Origin of the sequence: Chryseobacterium sp. RU33C, assembly GCF_900156015.1 — a bacterium.
Taxonomy (GTDB): Bacteria; Bacteroidota; Bacteroidia; order Flavobacteriales; family Weeksellaceae; genus Chryseobacterium; species Chryseobacterium candidae.
Genome location: NZ_FTMT01000012.1, coordinates 83,366 through 98,912, shown reverse-complemented (window position 1 = coordinate 98,912; position 15,547 = coordinate 83,366). Strand labels below are relative to the sequence as shown.

Sequence of the window (15,547 nt, the reverse complement as noted above, 5' to 3'; positions counted from 1 at the left end):
ACATGAAAAATATTTTTAAAAATACAACGCTTATCTTAGGACTTTTATTCTTAGCCGTTTCTTTAAGCTTAACATCGTGTAACAGAAGCGATGATGAAGCAGATGATCTTCCTCAGGAAGAACTGTCAGATGTTCTTTTAAAAGTAACGGATGAAGCTACAGGAGTTCCTGTAGTTTATGATTATCAGGTGAACAGTACCACGAACCCTAATGTTAAACTGATCAATGGCCACACTTATAATGTAGAAGTTATTTTCAAAAATGGTGACGAAGATGCCACTCAGGAAATTAAAGAAGCAAAAAATGAACATTTCCTGGTATACAACTTTCCAAACTCAGATATCACCTTAACCCGTACAGATGATGAATCTTCCAAAAGAGATGACGGAAACCGTGTGGGGCTGAAAACAAAATGGGTAGTCAATACTGCGGTAAAAAATGCTTCTGCACCTAGCCAGCTGGTTCTTACATTATTCCATGAGCCGGTAACAGTTTCTGAAGCTTCTGCTGTTAGTGGAAACGGAGTGATTTACGGAACTCATACAGGAGGTGAAACAGATGCACAGGCCAACTATAATATTATTAATTAATATACCTTTAATCTTGTTTGGGCCACCGGAATTCTCCGGTGGTTTTTTATTTAACAATATTTGGCGTTATAAGTTGATTTTAAATGAGTTTTTTTCATAAAAAATTCCTATTTTTGCAACCTAAAATTTTAATCAATAATGAAGGTTACCGCACAAAACCATGATGACGTAAGTGCATTGCTTACAGTAACATTGGAAAAATCTGACTACAAAGAAAAAGTAGAGAAGCAGTTGATTAATTATGCTAAAAATGCGCAAGTTCCTGGATTCAGAAAAGGGAAAGTGCCTTTGAGTATGGTTAAAAAACAATATGAAGCAGGTATTGCATTTGAAGAAATCAACAGACAGGTTTCTGATGCTTTAAACAACTATGTTAATGAAAATAAATTAAGATTAGTTGGTCAGCCTGTTCCTCAGCCAGTAAACGAATTAGATTACAATGCTGATCAATTAGAAGTTGCTTTCGAGGTAGGATATGAGCCTGAATTCACTATAGATTTAGCTAAATATGAAGCACCTCATTACAAAGTAGAAGCTTCCGATAAAGAAATCAGCAAGAGTATTGAAAACATGCAGAAGCGTTTTGCAGAGCAGGTTCCTCAAGATAAAATCACTAAAGATTCTTACATTGTTTTAGAAGTTTCTCAGGTTGTGGAAGAAGATGCTGAAGGAGAGCACCACCACCACCCAAAAAACCTTACCATCACAGCTGAAAACAAAGAAGCTTTCAAATTGGTAAAAGGTTTGAAAATGGAAGGTTCTGTAAAAGTAACGAAAGAAACTCTTGCAGGTGACGAAGAATTGGCTAAAGAATTAGGATTCAGCAAAGAAGAAGTTGAGCACCTGCACCACAATGAATTAGAAGTTAAAGTGAAAGATTTCTATTCATTAAAGTTGGCTGAACTTAATCAGGATCTTTTCGACAAAGTATACGGAGAAGGAAACATTAAGTCCGAAGAAGAACTTAAAGATAAAGTTAAGACTGAATTAGACGAGTATTTCCAACAGAATGCTGATGTTCACTTCGTGAATAAAGTATTAGAACAAGTAACTGAGAAAGAAGAAGTAAAACTTCCTGAATCTTTCCTTGTGAAGTGGTTGTTATTCTCTAACCAGAATATCCAGTCTGAAGATCAGGCTAAAGAAATTCTTGAAGCCGAGAAAAACCAGTTGAAACATCAGATCATCGAAGGTAAATTGATGACTGAAAACGAAATTAACCTTGACTATGCTGATGTATTGGCTCAGGCTGAACAGTTAGTAAAAAACCAATTGGCTATCTACGGAATCCACCACTTAGGAGATGAAGAAATCCAGAAATATGCTGTTGAAATGTTGAAAGACCAGGAGCAGGTAAGACAAATTTCTTCTGAAGTAGCGATGGCTAAACTGAAAGATGTAATTCTTGAAAAAGCGAGCAAAAAAGAAACTAAAATTTCTCACGACGAATTTTTAGAAGAACTTAAGAAATAATTATAGTCAGATATAAATATTTGAAAACCGTCAATTCTTTGGCGGTTTTTTTATGCTGTAAATATTCATCACTCATCATTCATCACTTATCATTCATCATTTATCTGTATGTCCGCCAATATTCCTATATTTACCCTTTAAACTTTATTATAAATATGAAAAAGATCATTATTCCGTTTTTCTGCGCTGTACTTTTCTCAGTACCTGCAGCAGCTCAGAAAAAAGCGGCTGCATCTGCTAAAACAGAAGCAGTGAAATCAAAACTTACACCTAAAGAAGTTGTTGATAATTATTTCAAAGCATTAGGTGGAAAAGATAAACTGGACGCTGTAAAATCTACTATTACTGATAACACAGTTGCTGTGCAGGGAATGGAAATCCAAATGACTACTAAGAAATTAGGGAATAAATTCAAATCTGTACAATCTTTCATGGGGAAAGAAATGGTGCAGCTTTTTGACGGTGAGAAAGGATATTTTGATCAGATGGGAACTAAAACAGATATTCCTGCTGACAAAATTGCAGACCTTAAAAAAGGAAAACCAATGGATGCTTTAGCATTTGATGCGTCTAATTTCCAGACTGTATCTACAGAAAAACTTGATGGAAAAGACTATAATGTATTGTCTTCAGACAAAGGAAAATTTTATTTCGATGCTGGAACAGGACTTTTATATAAGACGGATGCAGGGGAAGGTAAAGCAACCATTAAAAGCTATATGGCTGTAGATGGAATACAGTTTCCGGCTGAAGTAGAAGCTGAGGGAGGAGGTCAGAAAATGACAATTAAAACGAGCAAAGTGGTCATCAATTCCGGAGTTTCGGATGCTGATTTTAAGTAAAAATTGCTTTTTAAGAGATAAAGAACCGGGAATTTCCCGGTTTTTTTAGTATAGAATATGTACCCGAAAAGCACATAAGCTCGTTGAAAGTGCTATTGCGTTGTTTTAGAAATAGGTTGATAACTGAATTTTTTTAATTAAAATGATAAAACCATAGTACGATATAATATTTTTTTTGTTTTAGAAAGGGAATATCATAGTGGATTTACCATAATTTAAGAGTAAAATAAGAAAATAACATTATTTTTAATTAGTCTATTTTAACTAATTGATGAATTTTTTTAATTAAAAATCAATTTAAGTAACATAAAAACAATAATTTGTTTTCATTTTATTATAATTACATTTTTTAACTTGAATTTAACCCTCTGGCAAAGCCTCATCGCTGGGAGAATTAATATTTTTGAAAGGTCAAAATAATGTAGATGAAAAGAATGTTATCTTCGTTTTCAGTCATCTTCCTGATGTCTGTCAATATGTATGGACAAAACATCCCTGTGGATCCGTCCTTAAGAATTGGTACTCTTTCCAACGGAATGAAGTACTACATCAAAAAAAATGCTTTACCTGAGAAAAAAGTAGAATTCCGTCTGGCGATTAATGCCGGATCTATTCTTGAAGACGAAAATCAAAGAGGGCTTGCTCACTTTATGGAGCACATGAATTTCAATGGAACCAGGAATTTTCCGGATAACAAATTAGTAGATTTTTTACAGTCGATTGGGGTAAAGTTCGGTCAGCACCTTAATGCTTCTACAGGTTTCGATGAAACGGTTTACATGCTTCCTGTTCCGTTGGATAAACCCGGTAATCTCGATGCCGGACTGAAAGTGATGGAAGACTGGGCATTTAATGCGACACTTTCTGACGAACAGATCAATAAAGAAAGAGGAGTGGTACTGGAAGAACTCAGATTAGGTCTTGGACCTGATAAAAGAATGATGGATAAATACCTTCCTAAGCTTTTATACCAATCTCAATATGCAGAAAGACTTCCTATTGGTAAAAAAGAAGTAATTGAAAATTTCAAACCTGATCTTATCCGAAAATTTCATCAGGATTGGTACAGGCCCGATCTGATGGCAATTGTTGTAGTTGGAGATATCAATATAGATGAAATCGAGAGAAAAATTAAGGATAATTTCAGCAAATATAAAAATCCTTCAAAACCTAGAGAAAGAAAATCTTTTGATCTTCCGAATCATGAAGAAGCAATGGTAGCTATTGAAACTGATCCTGATGCAACAGGTTCAGGAGTACAATTCATCATCAAAGATTCTGAAACGTACCAGCCGGATGTAACGGTTCAGCAATATGATCAGAGTATTGTAGAAAGTCTTGTGAATATGATGCTGAACAGCAGATTGGCAGAACTGGTTAACTCTACGAATCCACCCTTTACTTATGGATCTGTTTACCACGGAGGAACTTATGCAAGAAGTAAAGAGGCATTTCAGGGAGCAGCAGATACAAAAGACGGCGATCAGCTGAATGCACTGAGAGTCCTTTTGGAAGAAGTGGAAAGAGCAAAAAGATTCGGTTTTACCCAATCTGAATTGGACAGAGCAAAAGATCAGATGCTTTCATCTTATGAATGGGCCTACAACAACAAAGACAAAAACGAAAGCGGTGATCTGATAGATGGTTATGTGAACAATTTCTTGAGACAGGAGCCCATACCTGGGATTACATGGGGATATGAGCATATTAAAGAAATCCTTCCAACCATAGTACTGGAGCAAACCAACGGAATTATCAAAAAGTTTGTAAAAGATGACAGCAGGGTAATCGTCATTACAGGGCCAAAAAAAGATAATATTAAAATGCCGACAGAGGCTATGGTGCTGAATACATTTGATACTGTTAAAATAGCTGATCTTAAACCTTACGAAGAAAAAACTAAAATTGAAAGTCTGATAAAACCTTTCAAATCTGAAGGAAAAATAACAAAAACGGAAACGGATGCCAAATTAGGAACAACCACCTGGACATTAAGCAACGGAGCTAAAGTAACCTTCAAAAAAACAGATTTTAAAGACGATGAAATTGTTTTTGCAGGAATAAGCCTGGGAGGTGTTTCTGTCATTCCGGATGCTGATTACAATACAACAAAATTTGCATTCGATGCTTTGCTGGAAGCTGGATTAGCAGGTCTTTCCAAGACAGATCTTACCCATTATCTTGCAGGAAAACAGGTAAGTGTAAGCTCTTATGTAGGTGGTCTTACAGACGGGATCTCCGGAACAAGTTCGAAAAAAGATCTGAAAACAGCTATGGAATTGATTTATGCCTGTTTTACAGACTTGAATTACAATCCCGAATCATTCAGCGCCTACAAAACAAAGAAATCTTCAATGCTGGCGAATGTAGATTCAGATCCGCAATATTATTTCTCCAATGAATATTCCAAATTTATCAATCAGAAAAACCCAAGATTTACAAGCCTTGAACCTACCGAAAAAGATTGGGCAAATACAGATTATAAAAAAGCCTATGATATCTACAAACAGAAATTTGCCAATGCAGGTAATTTCCACTTCTATTTTGTAGGGAGTATAGAGGAAGGGCAGCTTAAAAATGAAGTTCTGCAGTATATTGCTTCACTTCCTGCAACAGGAAAATCATCTACATTTAAAGATACAGGTTACAGGCCACTGAAAGGAGGATACACAAAAGTTTATAAAAAAGGAAAAGAGCCGAAGAGTCTTGTAACAATTTCTTACAGTGGTGAAGCGCCTTATAATGAGAAGGAAGCTTTGGCGCTTTCAGCTCTTGGAGAAGTAGCTACGATTAAAGTTCTTGAAAAACTGAGAGAAGACGAAAGCGGTATTTACAACGGAGGTGCAGGAGGAAGTTTCAGTAAAGTCCCATATAGTGCCTATGATTTTAGTATCAATTTCCCTTGTGGTCCTGAAAATGCAGATAAGCTTACCAAAAGTGTAATGACCGAATTACAGAAATTAATAGATAAAGGACCGGAACAAAAGGATCTTGATAAATATAAAGAAGGAGAATACAATGAATATCAAACCAGCCTTAAAGACAATGGATTCTGGCTGCAGGGCATTGCCCAAAATCAATTAGACGGAAGTGATCAATATGCTATTCTGAATTACCAGGATAAAGTAAAAGCACTTACTGTAAAAGACCTCCAGGATGTTGCAAAAAAATACCTCACAAAGGAAAAAAATATAGCGATACTAATGCCGGAAGATGGATGGGAAAAAGCTAAAAAAGATGAACCCAAAAAGCAGGAATAGTGAACTAATTCATTTTTTCTTTACCGTAAGCAATAAGAAAACCGCAGATCTCTCTGCGGTTTTTATTATTTCATTCAAATACGTATCAGTTAAGAACCATATTCTTTTTTCCATTCTTCAGCGGCTTCGCTGAGAACAGTATAAAATTCTTCACCATACTTTCTCGTCAGTGGAGTTTTTAAAAATTTATAAACAGGAACCTGAATTTCTTTTCCGAGTGTACAGGCATCGCTGCATACATTCCACTCATGATAATTCAATGCGGTAAAGGAAGAATATTCCGTAACACGGATGGGGTAAAGATGGCATGAAATAGGCTTCTGCCAGTCTACAGCACCATCTTCATATGCTTTCTCAATACCACATTTGGTAATTCCTTTTTCATCAAAGGTTACATAGGCACATTCGCGGTCCTCCACCATGGGAGTAACATACATTCCGTCGTGTGGATCAGTAGTCCATGTTCCCTGTTCTTCAAGGGCTTTAATTCCTTCCTGGGTAAGGTAAGGCTTTATTTTATCAAAAATACTGTCCAATATTTCAAGCTCGTCTTTATCCAACGGAGCTCCCACATCTCCTTCCACACAACATGCACCTTTACATTTCGTAAGGTTGCAAACAAATTCTTCGGAAAAAATTTCCTCAGAAATCAATTTATCGTCTATCTGAATCATAATTTTTTAAAATAAATCAAAAACTGTACCCGCTTTAAAGGTCAGTAAACTAATAATAATAAGCCATACACTGGCTTCACGCATCCAGTATTTAGGTAAAAATCTCATCATTCTGCTCAGAATAATACTTGAAGGAAAGGCCAGAAGAAGCAGATATTCATAGCTTTTATTCATATATAGAATGATGGAAATAAGCTGTGCTACAGAAAAGACCAGCAGGAAAGTATATTTATATCTGCTTATCGGACTTTTCTTGTTATAATTTTTAAAATGGTCATACACTGCGTAAATAAGCATCAGCAATACAGGGATCAACGGCAGAAGTTCAGTATAATCTGTTACCGGCTTCATTTTTCCAAACGGAAAATAATCAATATTCCATGAAGTGAACTGAACGAAATACATTACAGAGAAATAACTGAACGCAATCAGACCAATTCCCAGAAGAAACCTGAAAAGATTCAACCCGATTTTGGCAGAGGTCGCAACCACGTGTATGATTACAAAAACAGCCATCGGCCACGTGGTAGGAAGAAATATAAAGTTCAGGGCTACAATAGATCCTACCAATACATAGGACTTCTTTCTGATATCTTCATCTGTACTTGTCAAAAGAAGTATAAGAAAGGAATTGGTAAGCAGAGAAACGGCAATTCCTATATCCAGATTTCCGGGATACAGCCCGAAAATAAAAAAGGTGTATAAAAATAATGGCAGATGGGTCTGATAATTAAGGGCAATGCTGTGAAAACCAAAATATCCCAAAGCAATTCCCAGAAAAGTTATCCCGGCAACTATGGCTTCATATGTATTGAAATTCAGTATGTTAAATATTATTACTACTAAAAGAAGAAAACCAATATAAACAGGAATTGAAAAAATATTGCTTTCTTTTGAAAGTAATTTAAACATTTTTTATAAATTTGTACAAAGTTAATTTAAAAAAGGAAAATAATGACGTCTTTCTTTCTATTCTTAAGCAAAGTTTTCAAATGGACTTTCGGTTTCTTTGATGCGTTTGGAAATGTTTTAAACTGGATTCTATTTATAGTTTGCTGTGTACTATTTACTTATTGGTGCTACGTACTTGTGGTTACGCTAGGTGGTGACAAAGATAAAGACTATTATTCCCCAACGGAAGGTAAGCATCCTTACTACGATCCGAATATCTACAAAAAAGAAGGTTAATTAATTGGTTATATAGTAAAAAACCGATCAAACATTGTGATTTGATCGGTTTTTTTATTACTAACGATTAAAATTTTATTTTTTAGTCGTGAATTGGAAGTACCAGAACAGGAATAGTTGAACTTTTAGTAATTCCTTTGGTTAAACTTCCCACGAATACATCATAAATTCCGCTTCTGCCGTGTGATCCCATCACAATATAATCTGCATTTTTTTCCTTTGCATGTTCCAGAATAATATCTTTTGCAAGTCCCTGTTTTAAAAGATGCTCACAATCGATATCATGGCTGATGATTCTTTGCTCAATTTTATTAAGCTGCACCAGCTCTTCTCTGATTTCGTTGGCTTCCACTTCCGGAAAATATTGAAATCCCATATCACCAATGGCAAAGCCGATATCTGATGGTGCTACGTGGATCAGGTAAATTCTGCCATTAAGCTGTTTTGCAAATTTTATGGCACCGTCTACCAATTGGTCTGTCTTGTCCCCAAAATCTACGGGTAATACAATATTTATCATAACCTCTGGTTTTGTTACCTAAAGATAGGAAAAATTTGTCAGACTTTGGTATTAAATACTTATAATATTCGGATATCAAGGATTTTTTCCTCTTCAAGGTAAGCTTCCAGAATATCATTTTCTTCCACCTTTCCAACCCCTTTCGGAGTTCCTGTGAAGATCAGATCACCTACTCTCAGTGTAAAATACTGGGAAGCAAAAGTTACAATATCATCAAAACTGAACATCATATCTTTAGTATTACCATCCTGTACTTTTTCTTTATTTTTTAACAACGAAAACTGAAGGTTTTCAAGGCTGAAACTCTCTTTTTTAAAGAAACTGCTTACCACAGCAGAACCGTCAAAACCTTTGGCAAGTTCCCATGGAAGCCCTTTTGATTTCAGTTCACTCTGAAGATCTCTGGCTGTAAAATCTATTCCAAGACCAATTTCTTCATAATGCTTGTGCGCTGTTTCTTTCTGAATATATTTTCCTCCCTTTGAAATTTTTATTACCACTTCAAGCTCGTAATGAATATCATTGGAGAATTCAGGGATATAGAAATCATTTCCCTTCAGAACTGCCGTATCCGGTTTCATAAAGATAACAGGATTTTCAGGAATTTCATTTCCCAATTCTTTCGCGTGTTCACTGTAGTTTCTTCCTATGCAGATTATTTTCATAACTTAATTAATTTACTTTACCTTTAAAATATCCTTTACCTTCTTCTATGTATTTTCTGGGCCCGTATCCTTCTTGAATTTTAAGTTCGGTATAGCCGAAGATACTGTCTCCTTTTTGATAAGATTCCTTATCCAGAACAACTTTACTGTCCAGAACTTTATAATATTCTCCCGTATTCAGAAAATCAAAAGGTTTGATATTATCCGTGTAAGAATAAGGGGAAACTTTATAGCGGTTCTGTAAAATATCGATTTGATAACCACCACCACTAAAACCATCTCCAACAGAAAATGTAATCTTCAGTGTTGGATTTCTGTTAATATAACAACTATAGTACTCAAAGCTTGTGTTATCTGATGTTATTTTGAAGTCATTGGTTTTATGATCCTCACCCTTCTGACTCCAAAGAGTTGCCTGTTTTTGTTGATTAAATGCTTTAAAAATAGGTTTTTGGCTCAAACTGTGATCAATTTCAACACTTTTCCATACTAATAAGAACTTTCCCGTTATGAAAACAAGAGAGCCAAGAATAATGATGAGTATAATTTTTCCAATCCTTTTGATCATAGTTTTTAATGCGTAAACTCATTCCCGCAATAGTAACATTTGAATTTATGGCTCGTCAGAATTGAAATTCCAAAGAAGCTGGTAGCACTGTCGTCCCTGTAAATATGATTGGATCCACATTTCGGGCAGACAAAATCAAACTCAGGATCTTCAATGGTGTGTTCTACTTCCAGCGAATACTGTTCATTGTCCTTATAATCCTGTAATACCTGCTTGGCTTTTTCCAGATCTTCTTCAAAAACCTGAAGCTGTATGCCGCCTACCGCCTGTGACAAAAGCCAATCCGACTGGATGAGCTGTTCATTGGCGATAAAGCTGTTGATGCCGTTTTCAGTCAATATCTGTTTATCCCTGTTAGCTTCAAGAGCAGTTTCATAAAATTTAAAACGAACCAGTTCAGACATATTTAAAATCTGCTTGAGAGTTGAATTTTTGTAAAAATCTTCTTCGTATACAACGGAAAATCAGCATTCTGAAGCCATCCGAAATATCCTAAGTCTTTTTGGAATACCGCTTTAACACCCTGGCCTTTATATTTTCCAAAGTTGAAAACTTCTTCCATTTTTTCATTATATCCGATAAATCCGGCAAGATCTGCATTCTTATTATGGAATGTAAACTCACTTAAAGGTGCTATTTCATTGGGAATATCGTCATATTTTCCTACCTGAGCGTCAAGAACTTCAAATGTCGCCATTACATCAGCCTCTGCAGAATGGGCGTTTTCCAGTGTTTTTCCACAGTAGAACTGGTAAGCTGCTCCTAAATTCCTGGGTTCTTTTTTATGGAAAATAGTCTGTGCATCTACCAGTCTGAATTTACTCAGATCAAAATCCATTCCTACTCTTAAAAGCTCTTCTGCCAAAAGCGGAACATCAAATCGGTTGGAATTAAATCCTCCCAAATCACTTCCGGTAATCATTTCCATAATTTTAGAAGCAATATCTCTGAAAGTAGGAGCATCTTTTACATCTTCATCATAAATGCCGTGAATTTCGCTGCTTTCTTTAGGGATAGGCATTTCCGGGTTTACACGCCATGTTTTGCTTTCTCTGGAAGCATCCGGGTTTACTTTTAAAATACAGATTTCAACAATTCTGTCTTTTCCGATATTGGTTCCTGTAGTTTCCAGGTCAAAAATACAAAGTGGTTTATGGAGTTTTAAATTCATTTTTTCTATTTGAAAATGTGTTAATTTGATAATTTGAAATGAGGATATAGCATTCCTCATCAATTGTACAGCTTAATTTAATTGTTTTTGGAATATTATTGATACTAATATATAATACAAAACAAGCATCGGGATTCCCACAGTCTGGAACAGGGCAAGAATAGCAATTCCTCCCACTAATAGTAAGACTTTTGGATAGTTATCTTTTAACTGTTTGGATTTGAATTTCATTGCCATCATCTTGATCGGGCTGATCAGAAGCCATGAAGTAAGAAGAGTAAGCAGAACCAGTAGCAATTCATTATCAAATAAAAAGCTGAAAGATCCGGTTTCTTTAAAGGCATAATAAAGACCGAACAGCAAAACGGTATTGGTTGGTGTATTCAATCCTTTGAAATAATAACGCTGCTCTTCATCAAGATTAAAAATAGCAAGCCTCAGGCAGGAAAATACAGTGACAATGAGTCCCAGATATTTGATCTCAAACGGAAAATGCATGCCAAGCAGTTCTGCACCAAAAGGTTCAAGGGCTTTGTACATCGTAAGTCCGGGGATTACCCCAAAACTTACCATATCTGCAAGCGAGTCCAGCTGAAGCCCAAGATTGGAATTTGATTTTAAAGCTCTGGCAACAAAGCCGTCAAAAAAATCAAAAACCGAGGAGAGAATAAGACAGATAGCTGTTGTCTGATAATCTCCTAATATTAGATGTATTGCCCCAATAGAGCCTGCAAATAAATTAGCGAGGGTTAAGGCATTGGCCAGATTATTCTTTATAAAATCCATAAGCACAAAATTACAGTTTTTAGAAATTCTAACTCAAAATAATATGAACTAAAAAATGCATTACAGTGATTTTGATGTAAATTTGTCCCATGAAATTTTTAAAAGGATTTAGAAAACAGGAAGTTCTGGCACTGGTTTACAGAATTTTTTTAGCCTATGTTTTTTATCAGATTGCCAGACTTTTATTCTGGTACTTTAATAAAGATCTGATTAAAGTTGATTCCATTTCAGAATATATAAAGCTGGCTTTCCATGGTACAGCCTTTGATACCACAGCTATTTTATATGTCAATGCCTTATTTATACTCCTTAGTTTATTGCCTTTGGTGATCAATACAAAGAAAGTTTTTCAGAAGATTCTTTTCTGGCTGTATTTCATTACCAACGGGATTGCGTATGCGATGAATTTCGGAGATTTTATTTACTATAAATTTTCTCAGGCAAGGCTTACTTCGGCTGTATTTCAGGTGGCAGAACATGAGTCTAATGTTTCCAAAACACTGATGATCTCTATTGGAGAACATCCTTTTGTGCTGATTTGGTACGTCGTGCTGATGATTTTATGGGTTTTCCTTTACAAAAGGGTGAAAGTGGATGATGTGAAACCTTTGAAACTACTTCCTTACTTTATCACTTCCATTCTTACGCTGTGTATTACAGCGGTGCTGGTTGTGGGAGGAATCCGAGGAGATTTTAAACACAGTACAAGACCGATCAATATGGTGGATGCAACCCGTTTTGTAACCAATCCGCTGCAGGGAAATATGGTGCTCAATAGTACATTTTCCTTTTTCAGGACTTTAAATACCAATAATTTCAAGGAAGTTCATTTTGTAGATGAAAAGTTTATCGAAGAAAATGTTCAGCCCTATAAAGTATACGACAGGAAAGTGGAGAACCGTCCCAATATTGTTATTTTCATTGTAGAATCTTTCGGAAGAGAGTATTCTGGAGCCTTCAATAAAGACAAAAATATTAAAGACTACGTTTCTTATACTCCGTTTATGGATAGTTTAGCTAATCAAAGTCTTATTTTCCCAAATACTTTTGCAAACGGAAGACAGTCTATTCATGGGATGAGCAGCGTATTGGCCGGAATTCCGAGTCTTACCGACGCATTTACAGGATCTCCGTATTCCAATCAGAAAATTCAGTCTATTGTTTCCGTGTGTAATGACCTTGGCTATGATACTTCTTTTTATCATGGTGCCCCTAATGGTTCTATGGGATTCCTTGGATTCGGGAATATCTTAGGATTTAAACATTATTTCGGAAAAACAGAATACAATCATGATGAGGATTTTGATGGAATGTGGGCGATCTGGGATGAACCTTTCCTTCAGTATTTTGCTAAGAATGTAGGAAAGAAACAGCCTTTTATGGCCACCGTATTTACAGCATCATCACATCACCCTTTTAAAATCCCTGAAAAATATAACGGGAAATTTAGAAAGGGAAAAATAGAAATCCACGAGCCGATGCAGTATACAGATTATGCAATCAAACAATATTTTGAGACGGCTAAAAAACAGCCCTGGTACAATAATACAATCTTTGTTTTCACGGGAGATCATACCAATCAGGTCTATTATCCTGAATATGAGAGAGCGATGAACCGCTATGCAGTTCCATTGGTCTTCTATTCTCCGAATCCTGCCTATCAGTTAAAAGGAGTCAGCCAGGAAATTGCACAGCAGGCTGATATTTATCCTACACTGGCTGATCTTATCGGGTATAACAAACCTATCAGAAGCTGGGGTAGAAGTTTGGTGAGTGATAAAAAATATCCTTTCATCATAGTCAACTCAGATGGAAGTACGGATCAGTTCATGATCGGAAATTATATTTACCGCTTTGATGGAAAAGAAATCATCGGAGTGTATGCTCAATCTGATCTGAGCCTTGAAAAAAATCTTATGAATGAAGTTAAAAATCCTGAAGTAGAGCAAGGGAAGAAAACGGCAAAGGCCTGGTATCAGGATTATATGGACAGGGTAATTAACAGGAAGCTTTACTAAGGATAAATAATCGATTTTTGATTGACATTCTTGTTTTTCTTTAGCTCTTTATGCTTTGTATAATAAAAGTTTTTGTTTGTTGAAAATTAATTTATATTTTTATCAATACGTAGATAAGAATATTGTATTAAAATTAAAACTATAAGAAATATGAAAAAATTATTGTTAACATTCGTGCTTTCGCTGTTCAGTGTGCTTACGTTTGCACAGATAGAAGGTAAGTGGAAAACGATAGATGATGAGACAAAACAGGCGAAATCTATTGTGGAGGTATATAAAAAATCTGATGGGAAATATTATGGGAAAGTTTCTCAGTTATTGATAAAGCCTGCTGATCCTAACTGTACAGCTTGTAAGGATGACAGAAAGGGAAAACCAATTTTAGGATTGGAAATCATCAGAGGATTGAAAAAAGACGGTGATGAGTTCACAGGAGGAACTATTACGGATCCTAAAACAGGAAAAACATACAAATGTACCATTACAAGAACTGGTGATAAACTGAATGTAAGAGGTTACTTAGGATTATCTTTATTAGGAAGAACCCAGGTTTGGGAGAAAGCTAATTAATATAAGTTTAAATAGAATTTTAGATGACACCTCAGAATTAAGGTGTCATTTTTTTATATAAAAGAAATATCGGGAATTTTTTTTGGAGGCTTCAGAAAAACTGCAGATAAGAGAGCTATTACGAAGAAAAGCCGTTATAAATAAAATTAAGCATTAAAATTTTCCATTCAAATGAAACGCCTTTTTATGATGTGTATAATAAAAAAACACTACTTTTGTAGTCTAAATTTTTCAAGAAAATATGGCAGAATATACTTTTCGTGAGGTAATTGCACAGGCAATGAGCGAGGAAATGCGTAAAGACGAATCCATCTATCTGATGGGGGAGGAAGTTGCAGAATATAATGGTGCATATAAAGCTTCAAAAGGAATGCTGGATGAATTTGGTCCGAAAAGAGTAATTGATACACCGATTGCAGAACTTGGATTTACTGGAATCTCTGTGGGAGCAGCAATGAATGGTAACAGACCCATTGTAGAATTTATGACATTCAATTTCTCATTGGTAGGAATTGATCAGATTATCAATAATGCGGCGAAAATCCGTCAGATGAGTGGAGGACAGTGGAATTGCCCAATCGTTTTCCGTGGACCTACTGCTTCTGCAGGACAATTAGGAGCAACTCACTCTCAGGCTTTCGAAGGCTGGTTTGCCAACTGTCCGGGACTTAAAGTAGTAGTACCTTCTAACCCATACGATGCAAAAGGATTATTGAAAACGGCAATCCAGGATAATGACCCTGTTATTTTCATGGAATCCGAGCAGATGTATGGAGATAAAATGGAAATTCCTGAAGAAGAATATTACTTACCAATAGGAAAAGCAGATATCAAGAGACAGGGTACAGACGTTACTTTGGTTTCTTTCGGAAAGATCATGAAGCTGGCTTTACAGGCTGCAGAAGATATGGCTAAAGAAGGAATTTCTGTAGAAGTTATTGACCTTAGAACAGTTCGTCCTCTTGATTTTGATACAATTTTAGAATCTGTAAAGAAAACAAACAGACTTGTTATTTTAGAAGAAGCCTGGCCATTTGGTTCCGTCTCTTCAGAAATTACTTATATGGTACAGCAAAAAGCATTTGATTATTTAGATGCTCCTATCAAGAGAATTACTACTCCTGATGCACCTGCACCTTATTCTGCTGCATTATTTGCAGAATGGTTCCCTAAACTTGAAAAAGTGAAAGAGGAAATTAAAAAAGCGATGTACGTAAAATAG

16 protein-coding genes are annotated in these 15,547 nt (G+C 35.7%); 8 read left to right on the top strand and 8 right to left on the bottom strand.

Features of this window, described 5'->3' with window-relative positions; all coding sequences use genetic code 11:
• Window positions 1-2 precede the first annotated feature (2 nt).
• From BW946_RS11780 to BW946_RS11765, 4 genes are all read left to right on the top strand, one after another.
• On the top strand, window positions 3-590 hold the full coding sequence (locus BW946_RS11780) for a hypothetical protein (RefSeq protein ID WP_076596370.1): 588 nt from the start codon (window positions 3-5) through the stop codon (window positions 588-590).
• Window positions 591-728: 138 nt separating this feature from the next.
• Window positions 729-2,063, top strand: a complete 1,335-nt coding sequence (locus tag BW946_RS11775; protein ID WP_076596369.1) for a trigger factor — start codon at window positions 729-731, stop codon at window positions 2,061-2,063.
• A gap of 155 nt (window positions 2,064-2,218) precedes the next feature.
• Entirely contained in the window at window positions 2,219-2,905 is a 687-nt protein-coding gene (locus BW946_RS11770; protein WP_076596368.1) for a hypothetical protein, read from the top strand.
• A gap of 425 nt (window positions 2,906-3,330) precedes the next feature.
• Window positions 3,331-6,165: a M16 family metallopeptidase gene (locus BW946_RS11765; RefSeq protein ID WP_076596367.1), complete on the top strand. Its 2,835-nt coding sequence runs from the start codon at window positions 3,331-3,333 to the stop codon at window positions 6,163-6,165.
• An 89-nt stretch (window positions 6,166-6,254) separates the two neighbouring features.
• Here the strand turns inward: BW946_RS11765 and BW946_RS11760 are convergent, their stop codons facing one another.
• Together BW946_RS11760 and BW946_RS11755 are read right to left on the bottom strand one after the other, a co-directional pair.
• Window positions 6,255-6,839, bottom strand: a complete 585-nt coding sequence (locus BW946_RS11760) for a DUF3109 family protein (protein WP_076596366.1) — start codon at window positions 6,837-6,839, stop codon at window positions 6,255-6,257.
• A 6-nt stretch (window positions 6,840-6,845) separates the two neighbouring features.
• Window positions 6,846-7,751, bottom strand: coding sequence for a DUF6427 family protein (locus BW946_RS11755; protein WP_076596365.1), 906 nt, complete (start codon window positions 7,749-7,751; stop codon window positions 6,846-6,848).
• A 42-nt stretch (window positions 7,752-7,793) separates the two neighbouring features.
• On the opposite strand from BW946_RS11755, the gene BW946_RS11750 reads away from it, so the two are divergent.
• Window positions 7,794-8,027 carry a DUF6341 family protein gene (locus BW946_RS11750; RefSeq protein ID WP_047434770.1) on the top strand — a complete coding sequence of 78 codons (234 nt, stop codon included), beginning with the start codon at window positions 7,794-7,796 and terminating at the stop codon, window positions 8,025-8,027.
• Window positions 8,028-8,109: 82 nt separating this feature from the next.
• Here the strand turns inward: BW946_RS11750 and BW946_RS11745 are convergent, their stop codons facing one another.
• From BW946_RS11745 to BW946_RS11720, 6 genes are all read right to left on the bottom strand, one after another.
• Window positions 8,110-8,547 carry a universal stress protein gene (locus BW946_RS11745; RefSeq protein ID WP_076596364.1) on the bottom strand — a complete coding sequence of 146 codons (438 nt, stop codon included), beginning with the start codon at window positions 8,545-8,547 and terminating at the stop codon, window positions 8,110-8,112.
• A gap of 59 nt (window positions 8,548-8,606) precedes the next feature.
• Window positions 8,607-9,212 (bottom strand): fumarylacetoacetate hydrolase family protein, encoded by a 606-nt coding sequence (locus tag BW946_RS11740; RefSeq protein ID WP_076596363.1) that lies wholly within the window; start codon window positions 9,210-9,212, stop codon window positions 8,607-8,609.
• A 7-nt stretch (window positions 9,213-9,219) separates the two neighbouring features.
• Entirely contained in the window at window positions 9,220-9,780 is a 561-nt protein-coding gene (locus BW946_RS11735) for a hypothetical protein (protein WP_076596362.1), read from the bottom strand.
• 5 nt (window positions 9,781-9,785) lie between these two features.
• Entirely contained in the window at window positions 9,786-10,184 is a 399-nt protein-coding gene (locus tag BW946_RS11730; RefSeq protein WP_076596361.1) for a putative signal transducing protein, read from the bottom strand.
• A gap of 2 nt (window positions 10,185-10,186) precedes the next feature.
• Complete coding sequence (locus BW946_RS11725) at window positions 10,187-10,951, bottom strand: 3'-5' exonuclease (protein ID WP_076596360.1); 765 nt, start codon at window positions 10,949-10,951, stop codon at window positions 10,187-10,189.
• Between the two features lie 72 nt (window positions 10,952-11,023).
• Window positions 11,024-11,737 carry a CDP-alcohol phosphatidyltransferase family protein gene (locus BW946_RS11720; RefSeq protein WP_076596359.1) on the bottom strand — a complete coding sequence of 238 codons (714 nt, stop codon included), beginning with the start codon at window positions 11,735-11,737 and terminating at the stop codon, window positions 11,024-11,026.
• An 89-nt stretch (window positions 11,738-11,826) separates the two neighbouring features.
• On the opposite strand from BW946_RS11720, the gene BW946_RS11715 reads away from it, so the two are divergent.
• From BW946_RS11715 to BW946_RS11705, 3 genes are all read left to right on the top strand, one after another.
• Window positions 11,827-13,755 (top strand): LTA synthase family protein, encoded by a 1,929-nt coding sequence (locus BW946_RS11715; RefSeq protein ID WP_076596358.1) that lies wholly within the window; start codon window positions 11,827-11,829, stop codon window positions 13,753-13,755.
• A 150-nt stretch (window positions 13,756-13,905) separates the two neighbouring features.
• Complete coding sequence (locus BW946_RS11710; protein WP_076596357.1) at window positions 13,906-14,325, top strand: DUF2147 domain-containing protein; 420 nt, start codon at window positions 13,906-13,908, stop codon at window positions 14,323-14,325.
• A 241-nt stretch (window positions 14,326-14,566) separates the two neighbouring features.
• Window positions 14,567-15,547, top strand: a complete 981-nt coding sequence (locus BW946_RS11705; RefSeq protein WP_076596356.1) for a pyruvate dehydrogenase complex E1 component subunit beta — start codon at window positions 14,567-14,569, stop codon at window positions 15,545-15,547.

Bases quoted from the DNA above. Each gene is read 5' to 3' on its own strand.
- BW946_RS11780 (WP_076596370.1), top strand. From the start codon at position 3: ATGAAAAATATTTTTAAAAATACAACGCTTATCTTAGGACTTTTATTC.
- BW946_RS11775 (WP_076596369.1), top strand. From the start codon at position 729: ATGAAGGTTACCGCACAAAACCATGATGACGTAAGTGCATTGCTTACA.
- BW946_RS11770 (WP_076596368.1), top strand. From the start codon at position 2,219: ATGAAAAAGATCATTATTCCGTTTTTCTGCGCTGTACTTTTCTCAGTA.
- BW946_RS11765 (WP_076596367.1), top strand. From the start codon at position 3,331: ATGAAAAGAATGTTATCTTCGTTTTCAGTCATCTTCCTGATGTCTGTC.
- BW946_RS11760 (WP_076596366.1), bottom strand. From the start codon at position 6,839: ATGATTCAGATAGACGATAAATTGATTTCTGAGGAAATTTTTTCCGAA.
- BW946_RS11755 (WP_076596365.1), bottom strand. From the start codon at position 7,751: ATGTTTAAATTACTTTCAAAAGAAAGCAATATTTTTTCAATTCCTGTT.
- BW946_RS11750 (WP_047434770.1), top strand. From the start codon at position 7,794: ATGACGTCTTTCTTTCTATTCTTAAGCAAAGTTTTCAAATGGACTTTC.
- BW946_RS11745 (WP_076596364.1), bottom strand. From the start codon at position 8,547: ATGATAAATATTGTATTACCCGTAGATTTTGGGGACAAGACAGACCAA.
- BW946_RS11740 (WP_076596363.1), bottom strand. From the start codon at position 9,212: ATGAAAATAATCTGCATAGGAAGAAACTACAGTGAACACGCGAAAGAA.
- BW946_RS11735 (WP_076596362.1), bottom strand. From the start codon at position 9,780: ATGATCAAAAGGATTGGAAAAATTATACTCATCATTATTCTTGGCTCT.
- BW946_RS11730 (WP_076596361.1), bottom strand. From the start codon at position 10,184: ATGTCTGAACTGGTTCGTTTTAAATTTTATGAAACTGCTCTTGAAGCT.
- BW946_RS11725 (WP_076596360.1), bottom strand. From the start codon at position 10,951: ATGAATTTAAAACTCCATAAACCACTTTGTATTTTTGACCTGGAAACT.
- BW946_RS11720 (WP_076596359.1), bottom strand. From the start codon at position 11,737: ATGGATTTTATAAAGAATAATCTGGCCAATGCCTTAACCCTCGCTAAT.
- BW946_RS11715 (WP_076596358.1), top strand. From the start codon at position 11,827: ATGAAATTTTTAAAAGGATTTAGAAAACAGGAAGTTCTGGCACTGGTT.
- BW946_RS11710 (WP_076596357.1), top strand. From the start codon at position 13,906: ATGAAAAAATTATTGTTAACATTCGTGCTTTCGCTGTTCAGTGTGCTT.
- BW946_RS11705 (WP_076596356.1), top strand. From the start codon at position 14,567: ATGGCAGAATATACTTTTCGTGAGGTAATTGCACAGGCAATGAGCGAG.